A 25,579-nucleotide genomic window follows, 5' to 3' on the forward strand; every position below is an offset into this window, starting at 1 on the left:
CGACTGTGGTGATGCCAGTCGCGCCTTACTTTTGTCTGGGGTTCACTTGGGTCACGCTATTTGCCCGCCAGCCAGTCCCGCCCCTCGCCATAGAGCTTCTCGACCTCGGGCCCGGTCAGGCCCGGCATGTCGCGCTTGACCTTATAGCCGATCAGCTCCTGCATGTAGGCGAGGTGGCGATAGCCTTCGGGCAGCGCGGCGAGCGCCGTCTGGTCGAGACGAAGGGATGCTGCGGGATCGACCGGGTCGATCCGATCCTTCTCATAAATAGGCTGGCGGCGGACGATGCCCCATTTCCCAACTCCTGATGGGTCCTGCCGCTTCTCCAGGAAATCGTAGAACCGCCCGGTGCAGACGACGTCGCAGAGCACGTCGTGCACAGGAGCGCGCTGCGAGATCGTCATCTTGGTCTGTGCGATGGCCCGCTCGCCGGCAAGGTCGATGCTGGTGCCGCCAAGGAAATGCAGGATGCGCACCCCCTTGGCGAACCCCTCCTGGCTGACGCGCATGAAATCCCGCGCCGGTCCCTGAAACCAGGTGGCGGACATCCAGCCCTCCTCGTGCCAGACCGTGGCAAACCGCTCCCAGTCACCGGCATCGCGCCAGACCGCCCAGTTCTCGACGAGGTCGCGGATGGCGAGACGATCGAGCAGTCGCTGGTCCATGGCATGTCTCCGATGAGGATCATGCAGGAGGTATGAGCGGCGCAGCCGATGCGCGTCAAGCGCTGCAGACGGCACGAAAAAGTCCGGCGTGCCTTGCGGCACGCCGGACTAGATCATTCCACGAACGGCGCTTGCCTTACGCCGCCGGCGCCTTCGGCGTGCGGTTGCGCGAGTTGCGCTGGAAGAACAGCGCCTGGCTCGCCACCGCCGACACCATCGCGGGCTGGAACGGTTTCGAGATCAGGAACGCCGGCTCGGGGCGCTCGCCGGTGAGGAAGCGCTCCGGGTAGGCGGTGATGAACACCACCGGCACCTCGAACGTGCGCAGCAGCTCGTTGACGGCGTCCAGGCCCGAGGAGCCGTCGGCGAGCTGGATGTCGGCGAGGATCAGGCCGGGCCGCTTGTTCTTGGCCAGCGCCACAGCATCGGCATGGGTTCGCGCGACGCCGACGACGTTGTGGCCGAGATTCTTCACCAGGCTCTCGAGGTCCATGGCGATGAAGGTCTCGTCCTCGATGATCAGCACGTCGGTCGCGATCTCGGCCGCCATCTCGCGGCCCGCTGTATCTGCAAGCCGCCGGGTCTCGGCGACGTCGGTGCCGAGGATGTAGCCGACTTCCTCTTCCGAGAATCCCTCGAGCGAGAGCAGCAGGAAGGCCTGCCGCGGCAGCGGCGTGATGTTCGACAGCCGCCGCTCCGGCGGCATCGGCAGGGTCGTCACCTCCGAATCGTCGTTGACGGAGACCGAATTCCAGATCTGGGTGAATAGGCGGAACAGCCCGGCGCGCGGCCCATGGCTCTCGTCGAGCACCGACGGGTCCCCTAGCATGGCTTCCAACATGGCTGCGACATAGGCGTCACCGGAGGCCTGGCTGCCCGTCAGGGCGCGCGCATATCGGCGCAATAACGGCAAGTGTTCAGCAACGAGCTGTGAACGGGACATCCCCACTCCATTCATCTTCGGGCCATCCTGGCAACGCGGGGGGCCCGGTTCCCCTGCTGGGCTGTTTACGCCTCAGCCCAACAAAAGTTCCGCTGGAGGCGGAACTTTTTCTCGAACCTGGAATTGAGCCTATCCAGGGAACGGCTCCCGGTTGAGAAAACTTCTCGATTTTACAGTCACTTAACTCGGGGAAACGTGGAACAGGTCATGAAAGATCTCAAGTCACAAGCAACCAGAAGCACGACCCCCGGCAAGGGAGGGCTCACTCCGGAGATTCAATCCCGGATCGGGCATCAGCTGCGCGCCATGTATGATGACGTGGTGCGGCAGGGGGTTCCGGATCGGTTCGCGGAACTGATCAAGAAGCTTGATGCCCAGGGAGCGACACCCCAAGTGGAAAATGACGGGGGATCTAACGACAACAACAATGGGAGGGATTAATGCCTCTCACGGACTCCCTGCGTAACGACATCTTGGCGGCCGTACCCAGTCTGCGTGCGTTCGCCATTTCGCTCAGCGGCAATGCGGACCGCGCCGATGATCTGGTGCAGGAGACGCTGCTCCGCGCGCTTGCCAACATCGACTCCTTCCAGCCCGGCTCCAACCTGCCGGCGTGGCTGTTCACGATCCTGCGCAACCTGTTCCGCTCGGACTATCGCAAGCGGCGGCGCGAGGTCGAGGATGCCGAAGGCAACTACGCCAAGACGCTGAAGACACAGCCGTCGCAGAACGCGCATCTCGAGTTCGAGGAGTTTCGCACGGCGCTCGAGAAGCTTCCGCAGGACCAGCGTGAAGCGTTGATCCTGGTCGGCGCCTCCGGCTTTTCCTACGAGGACGCGGCTTCGATCTGCGGCTGCGCCGTCGGCACGATCAAGAGCCGCGTGAACCGTGCACGCTCGAAGCTCGCCGCGCTGCTCTATGTGGACGGCGCCGAGGATTTTGGCCCGGACGAGACCGTACGGGCCGTGATCGGCGGCAGCGGCGGCTGACAGGCCGGCGTCAATCGGGCTCAAATGAAGATGAAGGCGGCCGTTTCCGCGGCCGCCTTCATGCGTTTGCAAGATGGATGACGCGGCAGATCACTCGTCCACGAAGGTCACGGTCTCGGCCACGCTCGCCCGCGAGGTGCGGTAGCTGTTGACCTTGTGCGCGTGGTCGGCATAGCCGAACGAGATGCCGCAGACGACGCGGCGGTCGTCGGGCAGATTGAAGTGGCGGCGGATCAGGCCGGAATGCCGCGCCAGCGCGGCCTGCGGAATCGTGCCGAGCCCGAGCGCCTGCGCCGCCAGCATGAAATTGGAGACATAGGCGCCGCAATCGATCGCACCGTAGATGCCGAGCGGCTCGTTGGTGTGAATGATCGCGACATGCGGCGCGCCGAAGAAATTGTAGTTCTCCAGCGCCTGCTTGCCGTAGGCGGCTTTGTCGCCGCGCGCGATGCCGAGCGTGTTGTAGAGCTGGAAACCGCTTTCGCGGCGGCGCTCCAGATAAACGCCGACATATTCGCGCGGCGGCGTGAAATCATAGTCGTCGCCGAGGCCGCCCGACGCTTCCTTGTAGATCGCCTTGCGGAAGCGCTCCTTGGCTTCGCCGCTGGCGATGATGACCTGCCAGGGCTGGCTGTTGCACCAGGACGCAGTGCGCTGTGCCGTCGTCAGCACATGCTCGATGGTCGCGCGATCGACCGGCTTGGGGAGGAAGGCGCGGACGGAATAGCGCTCGTTGAGCAGCTCTTCGAGCACGCCGATGCGGTTTTGAGTCTGGCTCACTTTTGCGTCCATGGATCTGCTCGCTATTGGCCTCGCAGGGTGCGTTAGCCCGAAGGCGTAACCCACCCTGCAAAATGGCAATCACCGCCCCTTGGTCGGGATCTTGTTGTACGGCACGTCCTTGTCGACGCGGATGTCGCCGGGCAGGCCCAGCACGCGCTCGGCGATGATGTTGCGCAGGATCTCGTCGGTGCCGCCGGCGATGCGCATCGAGGGCGAGGACAGCAGCATCTGCTGGAACTGGCCCTGCACGGTCTCCTCGTCGTTGCCCGTGAGCACGCCGGCCGCGCCCTGCAGGTCCATGGCGTAGGTCGCGATGTCCTGCAGCATCATGCCCGAGACCAGCTTGCCGATCGAGTTCTCCGGACCCGGCCGCTCGCCCTTCGACAGTGCCGAGATGGTGCGATAGCTGGTGAATTTCAGTCCGTTCGACTTCGCCGCCCAGCTCGCCAGCCTGGAGCGCACGGCGGGATCGTCGATGGCGAGCCCGTCCTCCAGCATCAGCGTTGAGCAGAACTCGAACATTTCAGGGACGCCGGTGGCGAGCCGCGCACCGATCGACATGCGCTCGTTCATCAAAGTGGTCAGCGAGACGCTCCAGCCCTCGCCGACGGCCCCCAGCCGCTGGCTGTCGGGAATGACCACGTCAGTAAAATAGACCTCGTTGAACTCCTGCATGCCGTTGGCCTGCTTGATAGGCCGCACCTCGACGCCCGGGCTCTTCATGTCCAGGAAGAACATGGTGAGGCCCTTGTGCTTGGGCACGTTCGGATCGGTGCGCGCGATCAAAAGACCATAGTCGGAATAATGCGCGCCAGAGGTCCAGATCTTCTGGCCATTGACGACCCAATTGTCGCCCTTCTTCTCGGCACGGGTGCGCAGGCCCGCAACGTCCGAACCGGCGGACGGTTCGGAGAACAGCTGGCACCAGATCTCCTCGCCCGAGGCGAGCTTCGGCAGATACCTGCGCTTCGCATCCTCGCTGCCGAAGGCCATCACGGTCGGACCGCACATGCCCTCGCCGATCTGGAACGGCTGCGTTAGCTTGCCATAGACGCCCTCCTCCTGCTGCCAGATCACCTTCTCGATCGGCGTCGCGCCGCGCCCGCCATATTCCTTCGGCCAGTGCAGGCACGCCCAGCCGGCATCAGCCTTCTTCTTCTGCCAGGCCTTGCCGACATCGACGATGTCGTGGCTGGCAAGGCGGATGCGGCCGAGCGAGGATTTTGACAGCTCGGCATGCAGCTCCCTAGGCGCATTGGCGTCGATCCATTTGCGCGCGGTCTCGCGGAATGCGGCTTCCTGCGGGGTGTCGTCGAAATTCATCTTCGAACTCTCCTTTCTCGTGCCCCGGACGCTGCGCAGCGCGAAGCGGTGCGCAGCAAAGCCGGGGCCCATTTTGGCTTTCTGGGTCCCGGCTCTGCGGAGCGGTACTTCGTCCCGCACCGCGTCCGGGACACGGCTAGCCTCTTCCCTTCGTCGGGATCTTGTTGAACGGCACGTCCTTGTCGACACGGATATCGCCGGGCAGACCCAGCACCCGCTCGGCGATGATGTTGCGCATGATCTCGTCGGTGCCGCCTTCAACGCGGGTACCAGGCGCACGCAGCAGCATCGCCTGGAAACGGCCGGCCAGCTCGCCATCCTCACCGCTGACCACGCCGCCCGCGCCCTGCAGATCCAACGCGTAGGTCGCGACGTCCTGGATCATCGATCCCGCCACCAGCTTGCCGATGGAGTTTTCCGGCCCCGGCCGCTCGCCCTTCGACAGCGCCGAGATCGCGCGCATGCTGGTGTATTTCAGCCCGCTCGCCTTCACCGCCCAGTTCGCCAGCTTGGAGCGCACCGCGCGATCCTCGATCGCCGGGCCGTCGTCGAGCATCAGGCTGGAGCAGTACTCGAACAATTCAGGGAAACCGGTCGAGACGGCCGCGCCGATCGCGCTGCGCTCGTTCATCAGCGTGGTCAGCGAGACGTTCCAGCCGTCACCGACCTCGCCAAGGCGCTGATGGTCGGGAATGCGGACGTTGGTGAAATACACCTCGTTGAAGTCGGACGCCCCGCTCGCCTGCTTGATCGGCCGCACCTCGACGCCGGGGCTCTTCATGTCCAGGAAGAACATGGTGAGCCCCTTGTGCTTGGGCACGGTCGGATCCGTGCGCGTCAAGAGGATGCCGTAATCGGAATAATGCGCGCCCGAGGTCCAGATCTTCTGGCCGTTGATCACCCAGTCATCGCCGTCCTTCTCGGCGCGCGTTCGCAGCCCCGCGACGTCCGAGCCGCCGGCCGGCTCGGAGAACAGCTGACACCAGACTTTTTCGCCTGAGGCGAGCGGCGGCAGGTAGGTGCGCTTGTGCTCCTCGCGCGCGAACGCCATCATGGTCGGCCCGCACATGCCGTGACCGATGATGAACATGCGGGAGAGCTGGCCGAACGGCCCCTCTTCCTGCGACCAGATCACACGCTCGATCGGCGACGATCCGCGGCCGCCATACTCCTTCGGCCAGTGCAGACAGGCCCAGCCGGCATCGGCCTTCTTCTTCTGCCACGCCTTTGCGACTTCCAGGATATTGGCGTTCTTGAGCACGGTGCGGCCAAGCGAGGATTTGCGCAGCTCCTCCTCGTATTGCTTCGGAGCGTTGGCGCCGATCCAGGCCCGCGCGGTGGCGCGGAATTCGGCTTCCTGCGGGGTGTCGTCGAAATTCATCTGTTTTCTCTCGGTTCGTTCCCCGGACGCTGCGCAGCACGAAGTGATGCGCTGCAGATCCGGGGCCCATTGCGGCCCAGGGTCCCGGCTCTGCGAAGCGGCACTACGCGCCGCATCGCGTCCGGGACACGCACATCGGCTTACGCCGCGTTCTTCTTGCGCATCCGGTCGATCAGCTGGTCTTCCCAATAGCTGAGACTGCCGAGCCCCAGCGCCATCGCGTTGGCGCGGCGGTAGTACATGTGGCAGTCGAACTCCCAGGTGAAGCCCATGCCGCCGTGAACCTGGATGTTGTTCTTGGCGCAATGCTGGAACGCCTGCGTCGCGCTGATGCGGGCGGCAGCCGCTGCTTCCGGCAACTCGGCCGCGTTGGTCGAGAGCGCCCAGGCGCCGTAATAGCTGTTGGAGCGCGCCAGCGTCGCCGAGACATACATGTCGGCGAGCATGTGCTTGACGGCCTGGAACGAACCGATCTGGCGGCCGAAAGCGATGCGGTCGAGCGCGTAGTCGCGGCCCATCTCCAGCGCGCGGTCGGAACCGCCCACCTGTTCGAATGCGCAGAGCACCGCGGCGCGATCGAGCACTTGGGTCAAAATACCCCAGCCCTCACCCGCGGCGCCAAGCGGCTCGGCTTTGACGTCCTTGAACGTGACCTCGGCCTGCCCGCGGGTCGGATCGAGATTGGTGAGGCTCTTGACCTCGACACCCCCGGCCTTGAGGTCGACCAGGAACAGCGAGATGTCATTGTCGCGCCCACTCGATCCCGTGCGCGCGGCAACCACCGCGAAATCGGCAATGGCGCCGTCGGCAACCGGCTTCTTGACGCCGTCGAGCACGCCGTTCGCAGCGGTGAGCTTGACGTTCTTCGGCGACGGATTGCCCTTGCCCTCGAACAGTGCCAGCGTGCCGATCGCCTCGCCCGAGGCGATCGCAGGCAGCCATTTCTTCTTCTGCGTGTCGCTGCCGGCGATCAGCAGCGCCTCGGCGGCAAGGTACACGGTCGAGGAGAACGGCACCGGCGCATTGGCCCGGCCCATCTCCTCCGCGATCACGCAAAGCTCGAGATGGCCGGCGCCCGCGCCGCCGAACTCTTCGGGAATGGCGACGCCGAGAAAGCCCATCTCGGCAAGGCCCTTCCACAGCTCCTTGTCGTAAGGCGCCTTGCCGTCGAGCACGACTCGCACCGCCTTGGGTGAGCATTTCTCAGCGAGGAACTTGCGCGCCTGGTCGCGGAGCTGTTTCTGGTCGTCGGAGAAGTCGAAGTTCATGGCGGGCTACCTTTTATTGTTTGTCGCTTGTATTGATGCCGTCATTCCGGGGCGCCGCGTAGCGGCGAGCCCGGAATGACGAGGTGAGAGAATTGCGCAACTCATCTCAGCACGATCACATCCTGATCCGGCTTGTCCGCATAAAGCCGCTCCACCAATTCGGCGCGCCGTTCCAGACCGGCGCGCTGGTTGATGTAGCCCTTGTCGGTGAGCTCGTTACCGTCGATCGAGGGCGGCTCGGCCATCAGCATCGCGCGCGCGATGATCCGGCTGCTGGCGCCTTCGCACTCACGGTTGTGCGTCTCCAGCCCGCGCCTGAGACAGGCGATCACCTCGGGATGCCTCACCGCGTCCGCGAAGCTGAGATCGGGATTGCCGACGAGCTGGCGGCAGGCATGCAGGTTCGGCCACGCCAGGAGGCCGATGAAGGCGCGGTCCTGTCCCGCCACCAGCGCGTCATGCACGACGGGCGTTGCCGCCGCGATCGCATCGGTTCGGAGCGAGCCGACATGCACGAAGGTGCCGGTGGTGAGCTTGAAGTCTTCCACGACACGGCCGGCGAAGATGATGCCCTTCACCGGATCGGAATCGTCGACGAAAATGCCGGCATCACCGATGCAGTAGAACCCTTCCTCGTCGAACATCTTCTTCGTCAGCTCCGGCTGGCCGAAATAGCCGGGCGTGACGTTGACGCCGCGCAGCCGCAGCTCGTATTTCGAGCCGCACGGCACCATCTTCAATTCGACGCCGGGGAACGGCAGGCCGATGAGGCCGACGCGCTCGGTGTCCCAATAAGTGCCGGTCGAGGTCGGCGCGGTCTCTGTCGAGCCCCAGCCGGTATAGAACACGATGCGCTCGCCGGTGGTCTTCACGGCGAGGGCTTGCATGCGGTCATAGAGATCGTCCGGCAGCCGCGCGCCGCCATAGGCCATGATCGAGAGATTTTTGAAGAAGGAGCGACAGAGCGCGTCGTCCTTCTCCATGGCCGCAGCGAGCGCGGCATAGCCGGCCGGCACGTTGGCGTAATAGGTGGGTGAGATCTCGCGCAGATTCCGCAGCGTCTCCTCGAACTGACCCGGCATCGGCCGGCCGTCGTCGATATAGAGCGTGCCGCCATCGACCAGGATCGGGTGGAACGCCGCATTGCCGCCCATGGTGTGGTTCCACGGCATCCAGTCCAGCATGGTCGTAACAGGACCATTGGGATCCCTTGGGCGAACCTGCATCATCATCGCCGCATTGGCGCACATCATGCCTTGCGTGTTGATGACGGCCTTGGGCATGCCGGTCGAGCCTGACGTAAACAGCAGCTTGCCGACGGTGTCCGGCGTGATCTTCGCGATCGACGCCTCCACATCCTTCGTCACCGGCGTCGCCGCGAGCTCGGCGAAGCTGACGCTTGGGATGCCGTCGCAGGGCCGGGCGACGTGCACCACGGTGACGCCGGCGAGATCGAGCGCCTTCAGCGCCTTCTCGAAGGTCGGGCCGTCCTGCACCATCAATACGGCCGGCTTGATCAGGTCGAACAGGTATTTCAGCTTGACGTGATCGTGGCTCATCAGCGAGTAGGCCGGCGACACCGGCGCTGCCGCGGCGCGCGCCTGCATCGCCGCCTGCGTCATCAGTGCGTGCTCGATCGAATTGCCGGAAAGGATCGCAACGGGGCGGCCATCCAGCCCGAGATTGAGCAGACCTTGCGTCAGCGCATCCACGATACGCTTGGCTTCGGCATAGGAGACCTTGCGCCATTCGCGATTGGGACCGCCGCGCTGCGCCAGCCAGATGCGCTCGGGGGCTTGCTTCGCCCACTTCGCCAGCGATGCCGGAATGTGTTTCTCGTAAGGCTGCAGCGGAATGCGCGACTTCAGCACCACCGTGCCGTCGTTGCGGCGCTCGACGTCGATGTCGCGCGCAAGCCATTCGATCTTGCGAAAGGCGGGCTTCGTCATCACGGCCGCCGCGCTTCCACTCATTTTGCGTCTCCCGGAATTATCGTCCTTTGCGGATCGTTCTGGTTCAGCGCTTGATATAGACAGGCTTTCGCTTCTCAAGGAAGGCCCTGATGCCTTCCGAAAATTCCTCGGAACGGCTGCACAGCACCTGGTTGCGATCCTCCATCGCGATCACGGCTTCCAGCGACCCGGCATCCACGCTCATGTTGAGGCACTCCTTGGAGAGACGCAGGCCCACGGGCGAAGCCGTCATCATCGCCTCGACATAGGGCTCGGCCGCTTCATTGAGCTTGTCCTCGTCCACGACTTCGGAAACGAGGCCGACCGCGAGCGCGCGCTCGGCGCCGATGAACCGTCCGGTGAGGATCAGTTCCGACGCGACGGACACGCCGACCAGCCGCGGCAGGAAATAGCTGGTGCCGATGTCGCAGCCGCCGAGGCCGAGCTTGATGAAGGCGCAGTTCATCCGCGCCGATTTCGAGGCAATGCGGATGTCGGAGGCGAGCGCCAGCGCAAAGCCGCCGCCGGCCGCCGCGCCCTGCACCAGCGCCAGGATCGGCTGCGGGCAGCGCCGCATCAGCATCACGATGTCGGCAATGCGGCGCTGCGAATCCAGCGACTCCGTGACACCGGGCGGCTCCTGCTGCCCGGCCCGGCGCGCCATCGCGGCCTTGAGATCCAGGCCGGCGCAGAAATTCTTGCCGGCGCCCCGGAGGACGACGACGCGCGTGTCGCGATTGCGCTGCAGGCCCTGGAAATAAACGTTGAGCGCGTCGATCAGCGCCGGATCGAGCGCGTTGAGGTGTTCGGGACGATTGAGCGTTACCCTGTCAACGCCATCGTCATGCTCGATCAGCAGCGGTTGGGACATGCATGCCTCTTATATCCGCGCGGGAGATGGCTGTTACTGCGCCCTCTCCCCTTGTGGGAGAGGGCACGTATCTCGTTGCAACATGCTCGCTTGGGTGAGGGGTCTGTCTCCGCAGATCAGACCTCGGAGAGATCCCCTCATCCGGCGCTTCGCGCCACCTTCTCCCACAAGGGGGGAAGGAAGGAGCTACCTTGGCGCCATCCGGATCGCACCGTCGAGACGGATGGTTTCGCCGTTGAGCATCGCGTTCTCGACGATGTGCACGGCGAGCGCGCCGTATTCCTTGGCATCGCCGAGGCGCGAGGGATGCGGCACCTGGGCGCCCAGGCTCTTGCGGGCCTCCTCGTTCAAGCCCATCAGCAGCGGCGTGAAGAACAGGCCGGGCGCGATAGTGTTGACGCGGATCTTCTGGCTCGCGAGATCGCGCGCGGCCGGTAGGGTGAGGCCGACGACGCCGCCCTTCGAGGCGGAATAGGCGATTTGGCCGATCTGGCCTTCGTAAGCTGCGACCGACGCCGTGTTGATGATGACACCGCGCTCTTCGCCGACGGGCTCGATCGTGACGAGGCGCTCGGCGAACAGACGCAGGCAGTTGAACGTGCCGATCAGATTGACGTTGATGATGCGCGCGAACTTTTCCAGCGGATAGACGCCATCGCGGCCGACGATGCGCTGCGAGCCGCCGATGCCGGCGCAGTTCATCAGCACGCGCGCGACACCATGAGCGGCTTCTGCTTTCGCGATTGCCGCCTTGATCTGCTCCTCGCTGGTGACGTCGGCATGGAGCGCGACGCCCTTCACCTCGGCAGCGACCTTCTCGGCGTTCTCCTTGTTCTGATCGATCACGCCGATCTTGGCGCCTTTGGCCGCCATGGCGCGAGCGGTGGCTTCACCGAGGCCCGAACCACCGCCGGTGATGAGAACGGCTACGTCTTTCAATTCCATGACAGGCACCTTTCCTTGGGCGTTTCTTCTCTAGACTTGAGAGTATTGGCCGGATTATCCGGCCGCGGCAGCTTCCCCGGCTTGCGTGAGGATGCCGCCGCAGATGAGCGTTTCCATGTGCTTGATATATTGCCGGCACACGTCGTCGGTGACAGGGCCGACGCCGGTCGCGCGGGACATCGCGTGCCGTCCGAAGAACAAATGATCGCAGGCGCCGATCAGGCTGGTGTAGAACAGCACCGGATCGGTCTGGCGGAATTCGCCGCGGCTCACGCCTTCCGCGAGCAGGCGGCGGTGGAAATCCAAGAGCGGGGCGACGAAGAATTTCGAGACTTCATCGGCCGAGCTCGCGCTGGTCTCGTGCAGGAGATAGTGGATCAGCCGGTTCATATAAGGGAAGCGGTGATAGGCGCGGATGATGCCGGCGATGTGCAGCTTCAGCTTCGCCGTCGAATTGATCGGCTGCGCCAGCAAATATTCGAGATTGGACATTTCGGTCGCCGCATCGCGCGCGAGCAGCGCCAGCAGGAGGCCGTCCTTGTTGCCGAAATGATATTTGACCAGCGCGGCGTTGGCGCCCGACTTCTGCGCGATGTCTGACAGCGAGATCTCGATCGAGGAGCGTTCGATCATCAGCTCGCTCGCGGCCACGAGCAATTTCTCCGCCGTGGAATTCTTCCCGCTGGGGAGCCTGTTCGGTACGCTGGTCGCCACGGAAGATCCCTGTTTGCCGCTCGAAGCGGGGCGCAGATAAGCCCAAGCAGCGCCTCATCACAAGAGTTAATTGATCGATTGACTAAACGATCTCCCGTCCCTTAAATCCGTCCCCGACAACCAACCCAAGCAAGAATTCAGGGAGAAACCGACATGGCCGAGGCTTACATCGTCGCCGCCGCGCGTACCGCCGGCGGGCGCAAGGGGGGCCGCCTCGCCGGCTGGCATCCGGCTGACCTCGCCGCGAAGGTGCTGGACGAGCTGGTCGATCGCACCAAGGTCGATCCCGCCCAGGTCGAGGACGTGATCATGGGCTGCGTGATGCAGGTCGGCGAGCAGTCCAACAACGTCGCGCGCAACGCGATCATGGCCTCGAAGCTGCCGGAGAGCGTGCCGGGCACCTCGATCGACCGCCAGTGCGGCTCCTCGCAGCAGGCGCTGCACTTCGCAGCCCAAGCGGTGATGTCCGGCACGATGGATGTCGTGATCGCCGCCGGCGTGGAATCGATGACGCGCGTGCCCATGGGCCTGTCCTCGCAGCTTCCGGCCAAGAACGGCTTCGGCAATTACAAGAGCCCGGGCATCGAAGCGAAATATCCCAACATCGTGTTCAGCCAGTTCACCGGCGCCGAGATGATGGCGGAGCGATACGGCCTCTCCAAGGATGAGCTCGACCAATATTCCTACAACAGCCATCAGCGCGCGATCGCGGCGACGCAGGCCGGCCACTTCAAGAACGAGATCGTGCCGCTCGAAATCACCCGCGCCGACGGCTCCAAGGACACCCACCACATCGACGAAGGCATCCGCTTCGACGTCACGCTCGACGGCATCAAGGGCGTCAAGCTGATCGCAGAGAACGGCAAGCTCAGCGCCGCCAGTGCCAGCCAGATCTGCGACGGCGCTTCCGGCGTCATGGTGGTGAATGAAAAGGGCCTGAAGCAGCTCGGCGTCAAGCCGCTGGCGCGCATCCATCACATGACCATGATGGGCGGCGATCCCGTGATCATGCTGGACGCACCGCTGCACGCCACCAAGCGCGCGCTGGAGAAGGCCGGCATGAAGATCGGCGACATCGACCTGTTCGAGGTCAACGAGGCCTTTGCCTCGGTGCCGACCGCCTGGCTGAAGACCACCGGCGCCGATCCCGAGCGTCTCAACGTCAACGGCGGCGCCATCGCGCTCGGCCATCCGCTCGGCGGCTCCGGCACCAAGCTGATGACGACGCTGGTCCACGCCCTGCACCAACGCGGCAAGCGCTATGGCCTGCAGACCATGTGCGAAGGCGGCGGCATGGCCAACGTCACGATCGTCGAACGACTCTAAGAAGAACAAGAGCGAGCAGTGAGTGGCGAGTAGCGAATGGTGAGTAGGCGAAGAGCGATTGCCCTTCTCCCCTATTCGCCATTCGCTGCTCGCCATTCGCGTTTTGAGGAAACGCCATGACCCACCCCTCCGTCCACGCCCGCGCCACGCCGAACAAGATCGCCTACCAGATGGCCGGCACCGGCAAGGCGATCACCTATCGCGAGCTCGACGAGCTCTCGAACCAGGGCGCGCACCTGTTCCGTTCGCTGGGCCTCAAGGCCGGCGACCACATCGCGCTGTTGATGGAGAACCGGCTTGCCTTCATGGAGCTGTGCTGGGCCGCGCAGCGCAGCGGGCTCTATTATACCGCGATCAGCCGCTATCTGAAGCAGGACGAGATCGACTACATCATCGCCGATTGCGGCGCCAAGGTCGTGATCACCACGCCGAAATGCGCCGACCAGATCAAGGGCCTGATCAAGGGCGCCGCCGGCGAGCCGATCTTCTACATGATGGACGAGCCACTGCCAGGCTTCCGCTCCTATGACAAGGAAGCAGCGAGCCAGCCGGTGACGCCGATTGCCGATGAGGTCGCCGGCTACGACATGCTGTATTCGTCAGGCACCACCGGTCGGCCCAAGGGCGTCAAGAAGGCGTTCGAGGGCAAGGCGGTCGACGAGCCGAATCCGCTTCTGCGCGTGCTCTGTGCCGACATGTGCGGCATGAACGCGGAAAGCACCTATCTGTCGCCGGCGCCGCTCTATCACGCCGCTCCCTTGCGCTTCAACATGATGGCAATCGTGCTCGGCGGCACCTCCATCATCATGGAGCACTTCGACGCCGAAGAGTTCCTGAAGCTGGTCGAGAAGTACAAGGTCACGCAATCACAGCTGGTGCCGACCATGTTCGTGCGGATGCTGAAGCTGCCGGACGACGTTCGCACCAAATACGACGTCTCCACGCTCAAGGGCGCCATTCACGCCGCAGCTCCGTGTCCGGTCGACGTCAAGGCAAAGATGATCGAATGGTGGGGGCCGATCCTGATCGAGTATTACGCGGGCTCGGAGGGCAATGGCGTCACGGTCTGCAGCTCCAAGGAATGGCTGGCGCATCGCGGCAGCGTCGGCCGCGCCGTGGTCGGCAAGATCAAGATTCTCGACGAGAACGACGAGGAGCAACCGACGGGCGAGATCGGCGCGGTCTACTTCGCCGACGCACCGGCGTTCACCTATCACAACGACCCCGAGAAGACGAAGAAGGCCTACAACGCCAAGGGCTGGTCGACGCTCGGCGATGTCGGCTACCTCGACAAGGATGGCTTCCTCTATCTCACCGACCGCAAGTCCTACATGATCATTTCCGGCGGCGTGAACATCTACCCGCAGGAGACCGAGGACGTGCTGATCACCCACCCCGACGTCGCCGACGTCGCGGTGTTCGGCGTCCCGAACGAGGAAATGGGCGAAGAGGTCAAGGCGGTGGTGCAGCCGCACGACATGAGCCGCGCCGGCAAGGCGCTGGAGGCCGACCTGATCGCCTATTGCAAGGGCCGCCTCTCCGCCATCAAGTGCCCGCGTTCGATCGATTTCGAGCCCGAGCTGCCGCGCACGCCGACCGGCAAGCTGGTGAAGCGGCATCTGCGCGACAAATATTGGCCGAAGACGACGGCGAAGATCTAGGAGAGGATTCGTGTCCCGGACGCGGTGCACCGCGGAGCGGTGCACCGCAGGGCCGGGACCCATCTCGCCAAGATGCTGGGCCCTGGCTCAGCAGTGCAGCACTTCGTGCCGCACTGCGTCCGGGGCACGAGACCTTGAACCTCAATCAAACAGACTCGGCGTGTGATTCACCAGCGCGCCTTCGATCTCGAGCATCTTCAGCTTCGTCACCACGCCGCCATTCGCCGAGAAGCCGCCGGGCTTGTTGCCGGCTGCGAGCACGCGATGGCAGGGCACCACGATCGGGCATGGGTTGCGGCCGAGCGCCTGGCCGACATCGCGCGACAGCTGCACGCCGCCGAGCTGCTTGGCGATGTCGCCATAGGTGATGGTCTTGCCCGGCGGAATGGCGCGGGCGATCTCGTAGACGCCGCGATTGAACTCGGGCACACCATCGAGATCGAGCTCGATGTCGGTGAGGTCGTCCGGCTCGCCCGCGAGCAGCTTGACGATGCGGTCGATCGCCTCTCGCACCTCCGCGGTCGGCTCGGTCTCGACGGCGTCAGCGTGGCGCTGGCTGATGCGGGTGCGGATCTTCTGCTCGCCACCCATGGGCAATTGCGTGCCGTTGATGCCGCGCGGGCCCCAGGCGACGGCGCAGAGGCCGATCCTGGTGTCGAACAGGGCAAAATGCTGGTCGGTCATGGCTTGGTTCCTGAGCTAGCGTCCTTGTCGCATGCCCCCATTGTGTGCTGAGCCACAATCTAGGCTTGGAAATAGTTGCGATCCACCCGGTTTCCGGGAATCTTGCACAGCAGTTCCGCCTGCCCCGTGAGTCCCGAATGCAAAGCCTCCACGTCAACGGTTACGACATGCCCTATCTCGACGCGGGCGAAGACCGAGGCCGGCCGCCGCTGGTCTGCGTGCACGGCTCGCTCAACGACTTCCGGGTCTGGGGCTGCGTGCTCGGGCCGCTGACGCAGCAGCGTCGCGTGATTGCCGTCAGCCTGCGGCATTTCTTTCCGGAACGCTGGGACGGCATCGGCGACACCTATTCGATCGCCCAGCATGTCCAGGACGTCATCGCCTTCATCGAGACGCTCGACCTCGGGCCCGTCGACCTGATGGGCCATTCCCGCGGCGGACACATCTGCTTCCGCGTCGCGCAAGCCCGCCCTGATCTGTTGCGCCGGCTCGTCCTGGCGGAGCCCGGCGGCGAGCTCGATGCGAGCCTCGATCCGGATTACGTCGGCGGCCCCTCGCCGCTGCTGGCGCGCTTCACGGCGTCGGCCGAGAAGATCGCCGCCAGTGATGTCGACGGCGGCCTTGCCGTCTTCGTCGACACGCTAGAAGGCGCCGGCACCTGGCCGCGGCTGCCGGCCATGGTGAAGCAGAATTTGCGCGACAATGCTTACACCCTGATCGGCCAGGTCCGCGACAATCGCCCGCCTTTCTCGAAGGCGGACGCGGAGTCCATCAGGATGCCGACGCTGTTCATCCTGGGCGCGCGGACCAAGGGCCTCTTGCCAAAGGTGCTGCATGCGCTCGCAGCGCATGTGCCCTATTCCAAGACCGCGATCATCCCGAACGCGACGCATCCGATGTTTGAACAGGCGCCGCAGAAATACTCTGAAATCGTCCTCGATTTTCTGGCGAGCTGATCATGAAGTCATTCCGCGTCAACGACTACGACATGGCCTATCTCGAGGTTGGAAGCGGCCCGCCGCTGGTCTGCGTGCACGGCACGCTCGGCGACTTCCGCACCTGGTATTCGGTGCTCGGGCCATTGTCGAAGGCCCATCGGGTGATCTCGGTCAGCCTGCGGCATTTCTTCCCAGAGCATTGGGACGCCGTCGGCGACGACTACAAGATGGCGCAGCACGTCGCCGATGTGATCGCGTTCATCGAGCAGGTGAGGCCTACACCTGTGGATCTGATGGGCCATTCGCGCGGCGGCCACATCGCCTTCCGCGTGGCGCAGGCACGGCCTGACCTCTTGCGCAAATTGGTGCTGGCCGAGCCGGGCGGCGATCTCGACGACAGCCTGCAGCTGCCCGAAGGCACGCCCGCACATCCGCCGCTCGCGGCGCGCACCGCGCGCTCAGTCGAAATGATCCGCGCCGGCGACCTCGAGGGCGCGCTGCAGAATTTCTACGAGGGCATCGAGGGTGACGGTTCATGGCGCCGGGTGCCGGCCGCCGCCAAGCAGCAGCTGCGCGACAACGCCCTGACCTTCCTCGGCCAGATCAACGAGCAGCGCCGGCCCTACACGCTAAACGATGCGCAGGCGATCCGGACGCCGACGCTGCTGATCGGCGGCGGGGCCACCACCGGCAGCCTGTCGGTGATGTGGCGCGTGCTGGCCGAGCATATCGCGGGAGCTGAGACGGCGGTCATTCCCAACGCCGGCCACTGGATGTTCGAGCAGGACCCGCTGGGCTTCGGCGAGGTCGTGAGCAGGTTCTTGGCGGAGTAGCTTGTAAGGAGGTCGGCGCCAACGGCCGGCCTCTCCCCGCAAGCGGGGAGAGGCGAAGGAAGAAAACCTATACCTTCCACACGCCGACCGGCATCTTGATCGCTGCGTTCAGCCGGTTCCAGACATTGATGGTGGCGATCGAGAGGATCAGCGTTGCGAGTTCGCGTTCGTCGAAATGCTTGTCGGCCTCGCTCCAGACCGCATCCGGCACCGGATCCTCGCGATCGGCAAGACGCGTGACGGCCTCCGCCAGCGCCAGCGCGGCGCGCTCGGCATCGGTGAAATAGGGCGCATCGCGCCAGGCGGACACGGCGAACAGACGCTCGTCAGTCTCACCCAGCTTGCGGGCGATCCTGGGATGCATGTCGACACAGACGCTGCAACCGTTGATCTGGCTGGCGCGCAGGTGCACCAATTCCAGAAGCTTTTCCGGCAGGCCCTGCTTGGTGAGATTGCCGAGGGACTGCAAGACATTCATGGCTTCGGGAAGGACCATCACGGGGTGATTCATGCGGGCGTGCATCTTTTTCGTCTCCATCGCTCGAATTTCGAAGGTTCCGGTCACATCGGCCGGATTGGCTTCGTCATGTGGATGACGGATCGCGACGAGGGAATGTGACCGATGACTGAAGAAAATCTTCTCACTGAGCAATTCGAGGCCAGCAGAGACCATCTGCGCGCGGTGGCCTACCGGATGCTCGGCTCCCGCGCCGAGGTCGACGATGCCGTGCAGGAGGCCTGGCTGCGGGTCAGCCGCTACGACATGTCTGATATCGCGAACCTCCGCGGCTGGCTCACCACCGTGGTCGCGCGCATCTGCCTCGACATGCTGCGCGCGCGGAAATCGCGCAAGGAAGAGCCGATGGGCCCGGATGTGCCGGAGCCGGCCGACGAGGGGCCGCTGCGCGAGGCGGAGATGGCTGACTCCGTCGGTGCGGCGCTGCTCGTCGTGCTGGAGACGCTGCAGCCTGCGGAGCGGCTCGCCTTCGTGCTGCACGACATGTTCGCCGTGCCCTTCGAGGAGATCGCGCCGATTGTCGGCCGATCGGTCGACGCATCGCGGCAGCTCGCCAGCCGGGCGCGACGACGGGTGCAGGGCGCGCCGGTGCCCGAGACGGACCAGTCGCGCCAGCGCGCAATCGTCGATGCCTTCCTCAAGGCGTCGCGCGAGGGCAATTTCGAGGGGCTGCTGGCCGCGCTCGATCCCGACGTCGTCTTCCGCGCCGACCAGGCCGCGGTGCGGCTCGGCACGCTGGCCGAGATCCGCGGCGCGGACGCGGTGGCGCAGCTCTACAAGGGCCGTGCCCAGGCTGCACGAACGGCGTTGGTCGATGGCAAGATCGGAGTGGCCGTCATCCTCGGTGGACGGCTGCGCATCGCGCTGCGCGTGATGTTCAGGGACGACCGTATCGTTGGGATCGAGGCGTTGGCCGACCCGGAGCAGGTCGCCGCACTGGACGTGGAGGTGCTCGAGGGCTGAGGCTGGGCGCAATTCTGCGAAAACAACCCCATGCACAGTAGACTGGCCTAGTAATATCAATGGCTTACTCGAATAGGCGAGAGGTCATTCCGTCACCCTCCGATACCGCTTGACCGCCCCACCTCACAAAGCGTAGCTTCGAATACGGAATTCCGTATTCCCATTGGCTTTCGGAGCTACCGGCGTGATCCCCCTCGACCCGCTTCCGAACCTGATCGACCAGGTCTATTCGCGCATCCTCGAGGCGATCACCGACCGCACGCTGGAGCCCGGCCAGCGCATCCGGCAGAACGAGCTCGCCGACAGGCTCGGCGTGTCGCGCCAGCCGGTGTCGCACGCGCTGCATCTGCTGCATCGACAAGGCCTCGTCGCCGAAAGCGGCAAGCGCGGCTTCGAGGTCACCCAGCTCGATCCCTCACGGATCCGCCAGCTCTACGAGGTGCGCGGGGCAATCGATGCGCTCGCCGCGCGGCTTGCGACGACGCGCGCGGGATACGACGCGACAGGCCGCGCGCGCTTGGAAGCGGCGCTGGCCGCCGGCGGCCGCATCGACCGCGCGACACAGCTCGCCGAACTCATCACGCTCGACGTCGATTTTCACCGCGCGATCTATCAGCTCGCCGGCAATCCCGTGATCGAGGAGACGATCGCGCCGCAATGGCCGCATATGCGCCGCTCGATGGCGACGGTGCTGTCGGAGCTCGACTATCGCGGCAGCGCCTGGGCGGAGCACGCGGAGATCGCCGGGCACATTCTCGCAGGCGATGCGAGCGCGGCCGAGCGCGCGGCGCTGGCGCATGCGCAGACGGCGGGGCGAATGACTGAGGAGAGATTGAGGACGACGGAGGCGGCGGCGTAACAGCCGCCTCCGTCACGCCCGGGCTTGTCCCGGGCATCCACGTTCTTCGAGCGTGGAGCAAAGACGTGGATGGCCCGGTCAAGCCCGGCCATGACGAGAGATAAGATAGATAAACAAAATCAAGGAGGACGACCCATGAAACTGTCGCAGGAGCAATTGGAGTTCTTCCACCGCGAGGGCTGGCTGTTCCTGCCCGAGCTGTTCGCCCAGGAGGAGGTCGATCTGCTCGCGCGCGAGGCGGTCGGCATCTACGACACCAACCGGCCGGAAGTCTGGCGCGAGAAGAGCGGCGCGCCGCGCACGGCGTTTGCCGCGCATCTCTATAACGAGGCGTTCGGCATCCTCGGCGCCCATCCGCGCATGATCGACCCGGTCGAGCAATTGTTCGGCGAGCCTGTTTACATGCACCAGTTCAAGATCAACGCGAAATCGGCCTTCACCGGCGACGTCTGGCAATGGCACCAGGATTACGGCACCTGGAAGCGCGACGACGGCATGCCGGAGCCGCGGGCGATGAACATCGCGATCTTCCTCGACGAGGTGATGCCGATCAACGGACCCCTGATGCTGGTGCCGCGCAGCCAGAACGCCGGCGATCTCGAGGCCTCGCACGACCTCGCCACCACCTCCTATCCGCTATGGACGCTGGACGAAGCCACGGTGACGCGGCTCGTCGCGCAGGGCGGCATCGTCGCGCCGACCGGCAAGCCCGGCGGCATGCTGATGTTCCACGGCAATCTCGTGCATGGCTCGGCAGGCAACATCACGCCCTATCCGCGCAAGATCGTGTACCTGACGCTGAATGCGGTCTCGAACTACATTCGCACCCCGACGCGACCGGACTACATCGCCCATCGCGATTTTGCGCCGATCAAGACGGTGGATGACGATGCGCTGGTGCGGCTTGCCCGTGCGCCGCGGCAGGCGGCGGAGTAGACAGGTCTCGTGCCCCGACGCAGCGCAGCGCTTCTTCAGCGGTGCGCTGCAGAGCCGGGGCTCATACTGTATCGATGATTTTCTCTCTAGGTCCCGGCTCAGCGGAGCGGCACTTCGCGCCGCACCGCGTCCGGGGACACGATAGCTCCGCAGGACATCCCCCATGAATCTCTTCCGCCTCCTCCAGGCCCGCGCGTCCGCCGGCAAGCCTGTCCGTGTCGCATTGATCGGTGCGGGCAAATTCGGCTCGATGTTTCTGGCGCAGGTGCCGCATACGCCGGGGCTGGAGGTGCCGATCATCGTCGATCTCGACCGCGAGCGCGCGCGCGAGGCGTGCCGCACCGTCGGCTGGAGTGCCGAGCTCATCGCGAAGACGGTCTTCACCGACGACGGCGCGCGGGCCATTGCCGGCGGCGCGATGGACGTGGTGGTGGAAGCGACCGGAAATCCCGCCGTTGGGATCCGCCACGCGCGCGCCGCGATCGCCGCGGGCAAGCACATCGTGATGGTGAATGTCGAAGCCGACGTGCTGGCAGGTCCGCTGCTCGCCGAGGAAGCACGCAAGGCCGGCGTGGTCTATTCGCTCGCCTATGGCGACCAGCCGGCGCTGACGGCCGAGATGGTCGACTGGGCACGCGCGACCGGTTTTCGCGTGGTCGCCGCCGGCAAGGGCACGAAATATCTGCCGGCGTATCACGACGTGACGCCTGATGGCGTCTGGCATCATTACGGCCTGACCGCAGGCGAAGCGCAGTCGGCCGGCATGAATCCGCAGATGTTCAACTCGTTTCTCGACGGCACCAAATCGGCCATCGAGATGGCCGCCATCGCCAATGCCTGCGCGCTCGACGTGCCCGCCGACGGCCTGCTGTTTCCGCCCTGCGGCGTCGACGATCTGCCGCATATCATGCGGCCGCGTTCGCGCGGCGGCGTGCTGGACCGACCCGGCCTGGTCGAGGTCGTCTCCTCGCTCGAGCGAGACGGCCGGCCGGTATTCCGCGACCTGCGCTGGGGCGTCTATGTGGTGCTGGAGGCGCCGAACGATTATGCCGCCGACTGCTTCCGGCAATATGGCCTGAAGACCGATGCCAGCGGACGCTATGCGGCGATGTACAAACCCTATCATCTGATCGGGCTCGAGCTGAACATCTCGGTGTTGTCGGCGGCGCTGCGCGGCGAGCCGACCGGACAGGCGAGCGGCTTCCGCGGCGACGTCGCGGCGGTAGCCAAGCGCAATTTGCGTGCGGGCGAGATGCTGGACGGCGAAGGCGGCTACACGGTGTGGGGCAAGCTGGTACCTGCAGCCGCGAGCCTGAAGGCGGGCGCCCTGCCGATTGGCCTCGCCCACCGCGTGAAGCTGAAGCATGACGTCGCGCACGGCGCGGTGGTGCGCTGGAGCGATGTCGAGTTCGATCCCGGCAACGAGACGGTGAAGACGCGCAAGGCCATGGAGGCAGCGTTCGCGAAGGAGGAGTGAGACCTCCGCGGCGTCATGGCCCGGCCATCCACGCCTCCTTGCGGCGCAAAATACGGGAATGCCCGGGACAAGCCCGGGCATGACGGCTTTTGCGGAGAGACAGTTGCGCCGCCATCACAACAAGCGTTACGGCAACAACCTCTCTTCCTTCGCTTGCCGAAACCACTTCCTGAACATGTCTTCCGTGTCCATCATCTCGGTGAAGCCAGCGCGGTTGATCTTCACGGTGGAGACGATCGAGGGCGGGCCGGATTCCGTGTGGCCGTAGCGCATGCTGTAGTCGGCGTACTGGAATGAGAGGCCGACGAAGTCGGCGAGACCGGGCGAGACGAGGTTATGCCTGGCCCGCAGCTCGTCCCAAACGTCGATCCAGTTCGGATACTCCTTTGCAAGTGAAAGCGGCACCGGCTTGCCGGGCTTCATCTCCAGCGCGTCGGCCACGGCGGGCCAGATGTTTTCCCAGGTAAAGACATCGCCATTGGTGACGTTGAAGGCCTCGTTCCGCGCCGTCCCCGCTTCGCCCGACCAGGCGATCGCGCGGGCGAGGAGATCGACATCGACGGCCTGCCCCACACGCGGGGCGCCGCCGGGAAAATCCAGCGGCCGGCCCTGCTCGCGCAGCATCGCGGCGTAGACGCCGAGAGGCGGGATCAGATCCATCGCGCCGCCCATGGCGAGACCGACGATCAGGACGGGGCGCAAAATGCTCCAGTGCCAGGCCTTTCCCTTCTGGAGCTCGCGCAGGAAGTTTTCCTGGGCCCAATAGAAATTGGGCTGCTCATACATTTCGGAGCGGCCCTCACGCGCCGGCACGGTCAGGGGGCGGACATGGACGCCGTATGCCTTGGTCCCCTGCAACAGGGCGACATGTTTGAGCCCGGGCGCCGCCGGCTCGAGCTCGCCCATCAGGTTGCGCAGCATCTGGTCGTTGATCTTGATCTGTTGCTCATCGCGCCAGCCATCGACGAGCTGCGGCGCTTCGTAGAGCGCCGCGTAGACCAGATGGGTGGCGCCCGCGAACTCGGCCGCCGCGCGGCGGCAATCCGCGGCACTGGTGAGGTCAATCGGGACGTGGCGGGCGCCATAGAGGTTGCGCGGTCTTCGCCGCGACAGCGCCACGATCTCGCAAGGCTCCGACGCGCCGAAGTGCCGCAAGGCGGCGTTGCCAACGAGACCGGTCGCACCGGCGACCACCACCTTCTTGCCCGTCATTGCGCGCTTCCTCTTTGATCATTGCCTCATCGTCTAGCAGGCTGCTGACGGTCCCGACTTGTGTCTGGCACGCTTCGCAGTCGCGAGATGCAGATCGCTTGATTATCGGGTAACGAACGGTCATCCTTGCTGACGGAACCGCAACGCTCGGATTCCAGCAACAAGAGCCCCCTCAGGGCCATTCGGGAACGCCTAGACCATTTCAACAAAAGAACGTCGATCCTCGACGAAACGACATCAAGATCGCTTCTGCTCGACGCATCGACGCAATGGAAGGGATACGCATGAAACGTCGTGATTTTCTCAAGGTGACGGGCGCCAGCCTGGCCGCCAGCACCACCGTCGCCGCGCCCGCGATCGCGCAAAGCTCCCCCGAGATCAAGTGGCGCTATGCCACGAGCTGGCCGAAGTCGCTCGATACGCTCTACGGCGGCTGTGAATATTTCTGCAAGCAAGTAGCCGCCATCACCGACAACAAGTTTCAGATTCAGCCGTTTGCAGCCGGCGAGATCGTCCCCGGCCTGCAGGTCCTGGACGCCGTATCAAACGGCACCGTCGAGATCGGCAACACCGCGCTTTATTACTATTGGGGCAAGAACCCCGCCTTCACCTTCGCCACCGCGCTGCCGTTCGGCTTGAACACGCGCCAGCAGATCTCCTGGCTGCTCTGGGGCGGCGGGCAAGAACTCGTCAACGACCTCCTCAAGGAGTACAACGTCTACGGCATTCCGACCGGCTCGACCGGCGCGCAGATGGGCGGCTGGTTCAGAAAGGAGATCAAATCGATCGACGATCTCAAGGGCCTGAAGATGCGTATCGGCGGCTTTGCCGGCACCATTCTCGCCAAGCTCGGCTGCGTGCCGCAGCAACTGGCCGGCGGCGACATCTACCCGGCGCTCGAGAAGGGCACGATCGACGCGGCCGAATGGGTCGGTCCCTACGACGATGAAAAGCTCGGTTTCGCGAAAGTGGCTAAGTACTACTATTATCCCGGCTGGTGGGAAGGCACGAGCCAGGGCCACAACATCATGAATATCGAAAAGTGGAATTCGCTGCCCAAGCACTACCAGGCGGCGATCGACGCGGCGTCTCGCGACACCTTCACCTGGATCACCGGAAAGTATGACGCAGTGAACGCTCCGGCCCTGAAGCGGCTCATTGTGGGTGGCGCCATTCTCAAGGCCTTCCCCCAGGAGGTGCTCGAAGCCTGCTACAACGCGTCTAACGAGATCTATGCCGACCTCTCCAAGACCAACCCGCATTTCGGCAAGATGCTCGCCAGCATGAATGCTTTCAAGAACGACTCGCTGCCCTGGACCCAGGTCGCCGAGCTCAGCTTCGACGGCTTCATGGCGCGGATGCGGGCCAAGACGTAAGGTCACCGCCTCCTCGACTAAAGTCGGAGAAGCCCCGGGGATAGCTCCGGGGCTTCTTCCGTTGAGCGCAGCTCTCGCAGACATCGGCGGGATCGCTGCCTTCGCAACTGCGAGCGATCTGACAACGCTTGATTATCGGAAGACGACCCGCCATCCTCGCCACCGGAGCCGCAACGCACGGAATCCACGAAGAAGCCCTCAAGGGCCGCCGGGTAATTCCTATCGTCACAAAACAACGTCGGTTATCGGCGAAGCCAAAACGACAGCAAGATCGTTCCCTAAGTCGAGCAATCGGCACATTGGAGGGATACGCATGAAACGTCGTGATTTCCTGAAGGCAACGGGCGCCGGTCTCGCTGCGAGCACAGCGGTGGCCGCGCCGGCTATCGCACAATCGATGCCCGAAGTGAAATGGCGGTTGGCCGCAAGCTGGCCGAAATCGCTCGATACGCTCTATGGCGGCTGCGAATATTTCTGCAAGCGCGTTGCCGAGATCACCGACAATCGATTCCAGATCCAGCCCTTTGCGGCCGGTGAGCTCGTGCCGGGCCTGCAAGTGCTCGACGCCGTCTCGAACGGCACTGTCGAGATGGGCAATACGGCGCTCTATTATTATTGGGGCAAGAACCCGGCGTTCACCTTCGGCACGTCGCTGCCGTTCGGTCTCAACACGCGCCAACACATTTCCTGGCTGATATGGAACGGCGGCCAGGACATGCTCAACGATCTCCTGAAGGAGTACAATACGATCAGCGTGCCGACGGGCTCGACCGGTGCCCAGATGGGCGGCTGGTTTCGCAAGGAGATCAAGACCATCGACGATCTCAAAGGCCTGAAATTCCGGGTCGGCGGCTTCGCCGGCACCATCATCGCAAAACTCGGTGGCGTGCCGCAGCAGATCGCGGCCGGCGACATCTATCCCGCGCTGGAGAAGGGCACGATCGACGCGGCGGAGTGGGTCGG

At 64.5% G+C, this 25,579-nt stretch carries 25 protein-coding genes (1 of these 25 running past the window's edge); 12 read left to right on the plus strand and 13 right to left on the minus strand.

The features are described 5' to 3' along the window. Positions 1-56: 56 nt before the first annotated feature. Positions 57-665, minus strand: a complete 609-nt coding sequence (locus RPS27_RS17025; RefSeq protein ID WP_212065928.1) for a nuclear transport factor 2 family protein — start codon at positions 663-665, stop codon at positions 57-59. Between the two features lie 136 nt (positions 666-801). Then, positions 802-1,608, minus strand: coding sequence for a response regulator (locus tag RPS27_RS17030; protein ID WP_211418652.1), 807 nt, complete (start codon positions 1,606-1,608; stop codon positions 802-804). A gap of 207 nt (positions 1,609-1,815) precedes the next feature. Between RPS27_RS17030 and RPS27_RS17035 the strand changes: the two genes are divergently transcribed. Next, positions 1,816-2,049, plus strand: a complete 234-nt coding sequence (locus tag RPS27_RS17035; protein WP_164718820.1) for a NepR family anti-sigma factor — start codon at positions 1,816-1,818, stop codon at positions 2,047-2,049. Next, positions 2,049-2,597, plus strand: a complete 549-nt coding sequence (locus RPS27_RS17040; protein WP_011090521.1) for a sigma-70 family RNA polymerase sigma factor — start codon at positions 2,049-2,051, stop codon at positions 2,595-2,597. The genes RPS27_RS17035 and RPS27_RS17040 overlap by 1 nt, the downstream gene beginning before the upstream one ends. Positions 2,598-2,687: 90 nt before the next feature. Here the strand turns inward: RPS27_RS17040 and RPS27_RS17045 are convergent, their stop codons facing one another. The 8 genes from RPS27_RS17045 to RPS27_RS17080 all read right to left on the minus strand — a co-directional run bounded on the left by RPS27_RS17045 (position 2,688) and on the right by RPS27_RS17080 (position 11,777). Further along, positions 2,688-3,389 (minus strand): nitroreductase, encoded by a 702-nt coding sequence (locus RPS27_RS17045; RefSeq protein WP_212065927.1) that lies wholly within the window; start codon positions 3,387-3,389, stop codon positions 2,688-2,690. A 69-nt stretch (positions 3,390-3,458) separates the two neighbouring features. Continuing rightward, positions 3,459-4,703 (minus strand): acyl-CoA dehydrogenase, encoded by a 1,245-nt coding sequence (locus RPS27_RS17050; RefSeq protein WP_211418654.1) that lies wholly within the window; start codon positions 4,701-4,703, stop codon positions 3,459-3,461. Between the two features lie 136 nt (positions 4,704-4,839). Further along, positions 4,840-6,084: an acyl-CoA dehydrogenase gene (locus RPS27_RS17055; RefSeq protein WP_212065926.1), complete on the minus strand. Its 1,245-nt coding sequence runs from the start codon at positions 6,082-6,084 to the stop codon at positions 4,840-4,842. Between the two features lie 140 nt (positions 6,085-6,224). Beyond that, on the minus strand, positions 6,225-7,352 hold the full coding sequence (locus RPS27_RS17060) for an acyl-CoA dehydrogenase family protein (protein ID WP_212065925.1): 1,128 nt from the start codon (positions 7,350-7,352) through the stop codon (positions 6,225-6,227). Positions 7,353-7,453: 101 nt separating this feature from the next. Further along, positions 7,454-9,325, minus strand: a complete 1,872-nt coding sequence (locus RPS27_RS17065; protein WP_212065924.1) for an AMP-binding protein — start codon at positions 9,323-9,325, stop codon at positions 7,454-7,456. A 43-nt stretch (positions 9,326-9,368) separates the two neighbouring features. After that, a complete protein-coding gene (locus RPS27_RS17070) occupies positions 9,369-10,175 on the minus strand; it encodes an enoyl-CoA hydratase/isomerase family protein (protein ID WP_212065923.1) in 807 nt (268 codons plus the stop codon). Between the two features lie 186 nt (positions 10,176-10,361). Next, positions 10,362-11,120 carry an SDR family NAD(P)-dependent oxidoreductase gene (locus RPS27_RS17075; RefSeq protein ID WP_128954145.1) on the minus strand — a complete coding sequence of 253 codons (759 nt, stop codon included), beginning with the start codon at positions 11,118-11,120 and terminating at the stop codon, positions 10,362-10,364. A 54-nt stretch (positions 11,121-11,174) separates the two neighbouring features. Then, on the minus strand, positions 11,175-11,777 hold the full coding sequence (locus tag RPS27_RS17080; protein ID WP_249131628.1) for a TetR family transcriptional regulator: 603 nt from the start codon (positions 11,775-11,777) through the stop codon (positions 11,175-11,177). Between the two features lie 210 nt (positions 11,778-11,987). On the opposite strand from RPS27_RS17080, the gene RPS27_RS17085 reads away from it, so the two are divergent. Both RPS27_RS17085 and RPS27_RS17090 read left to right on the plus strand, forming a co-directional pair. Beyond that, complete coding sequence (locus tag RPS27_RS17085; RefSeq protein ID WP_212065921.1) at positions 11,988-13,160, plus strand: acetyl-CoA C-acetyltransferase; 1,173 nt, start codon at positions 11,988-11,990, stop codon at positions 13,158-13,160. 116 nt (positions 13,161-13,276) lie between these two features. Next, complete coding sequence (locus RPS27_RS17090; RefSeq protein WP_212065920.1) at positions 13,277-14,821, plus strand: acyl-CoA synthetase; 1,545 nt, start codon at positions 13,277-13,279, stop codon at positions 14,819-14,821. Between the two features lie 141 nt (positions 14,822-14,962). Here RPS27_RS17090 and RPS27_RS17095 read toward each other — a convergent pair whose 3' ends face one another. Further along, positions 14,963-15,505: a methylated-DNA--[protein]-cysteine S-methyltransferase gene (locus tag RPS27_RS17095; RefSeq protein WP_194405882.1), complete on the minus strand. Its 543-nt coding sequence runs from the start codon at positions 15,503-15,505 to the stop codon at positions 14,963-14,965. A gap of 137 nt (positions 15,506-15,642) precedes the next feature. On the opposite strand from RPS27_RS17095, the gene RPS27_RS17100 reads away from it, so the two are divergent. Both RPS27_RS17100 and RPS27_RS17105 read left to right on the plus strand, forming a co-directional pair. Continuing rightward, complete coding sequence (locus RPS27_RS17100) at positions 15,643-16,461, plus strand: alpha/beta fold hydrolase (RefSeq protein WP_212065919.1); 819 nt, start codon at positions 15,643-15,645, stop codon at positions 16,459-16,461. Between the two features lie 2 nt (positions 16,462-16,463). Then, positions 16,464-17,276 carry an alpha/beta fold hydrolase gene (locus tag RPS27_RS17105; protein ID WP_212065918.1) on the plus strand — a complete coding sequence of 271 codons (813 nt, stop codon included), beginning with the start codon at positions 16,464-16,466 and terminating at the stop codon, positions 17,274-17,276. 67 nt (positions 17,277-17,343) lie between these two features. Here RPS27_RS17105 and RPS27_RS17110 read toward each other — a convergent pair whose 3' ends face one another. Continuing rightward, a complete protein-coding gene (locus tag RPS27_RS17110; RefSeq protein WP_194405879.1) occupies positions 17,344-17,799 on the minus strand; it encodes a carboxymuconolactone decarboxylase family protein in 456 nt (151 codons plus the stop codon). Between the two features lie 99 nt (positions 17,800-17,898). Between RPS27_RS17110 and RPS27_RS17115 the strand changes: the two genes are divergently transcribed. The 4 genes from RPS27_RS17115 (at position 17,899) to RPS27_RS17130 (ending at position 22,028) form a co-directional block, all read left to right on the plus strand. Continuing rightward, complete coding sequence (locus RPS27_RS17115) at positions 17,899-18,756, plus strand: sigma-70 family RNA polymerase sigma factor (RefSeq protein WP_211418665.1); 858 nt, start codon at positions 17,899-17,901, stop codon at positions 18,754-18,756. Between the two features lie 184 nt (positions 18,757-18,940). Beyond that, entirely contained in the window at positions 18,941-19,615 is a 675-nt protein-coding gene (locus RPS27_RS17120) for a GntR family transcriptional regulator (RefSeq protein WP_212065917.1), read from the plus strand. A 135-nt stretch (positions 19,616-19,750) separates the two neighbouring features. Beyond that, a complete protein-coding gene (locus RPS27_RS17125; RefSeq protein WP_063197681.1) occupies positions 19,751-20,551 on the plus strand; it encodes a phytanoyl-CoA dioxygenase family protein in 801 nt (266 codons plus the stop codon). A gap of 163 nt (positions 20,552-20,714) precedes the next feature. Continuing rightward, the gene (locus RPS27_RS17130; protein ID WP_212065915.1) at positions 20,715-22,028 is read left to right on the plus strand and encodes an NAD(P)H-dependent oxidoreductase; all 1,314 of its coding nucleotides are present in this window, start codon (positions 20,715-20,717) and stop codon (positions 22,026-22,028) included. A gap of 126 nt (positions 22,029-22,154) precedes the next feature. Here the strand turns inward: RPS27_RS17130 and RPS27_RS17135 are convergent, their stop codons facing one another. Beyond that, entirely contained in the window at positions 22,155-23,240 is a 1,086-nt protein-coding gene (locus RPS27_RS17135; protein WP_212065914.1) for an SDR family oxidoreductase, read from the minus strand. A 284-nt stretch (positions 23,241-23,524) separates the two neighbouring features. On the opposite strand from RPS27_RS17135, the gene RPS27_RS17140 reads away from it, so the two are divergent. After that, entirely contained in the window at positions 23,525-24,616 is a 1,092-nt protein-coding gene (locus RPS27_RS17140; protein ID WP_212065913.1) for a TRAP transporter substrate-binding protein, read from the plus strand. A 313-nt stretch (positions 24,617-24,929) separates the two neighbouring features. Then, a protein-coding gene (locus tag RPS27_RS17145; protein WP_212065912.1) for a TRAP transporter substrate-binding protein crosses the window boundary here: on the plus strand, positions 24,930-25,579 show its 5' portion. The gene runs 442 nt beyond the window's last position; only the first 650 of its 1,092 coding nucleotides appear in the window; the start codon lies at positions 24,930-24,932; its stop codon lies beyond the right edge, outside the window.

Source organism: Bradyrhizobium sp. WYCCWR 12699, from assembly GCF_032144035.1.
Taxonomy (GTDB): Bacteria; Pseudomonadota; Alphaproteobacteria; order Rhizobiales; family Xanthobacteraceae; genus Bradyrhizobium.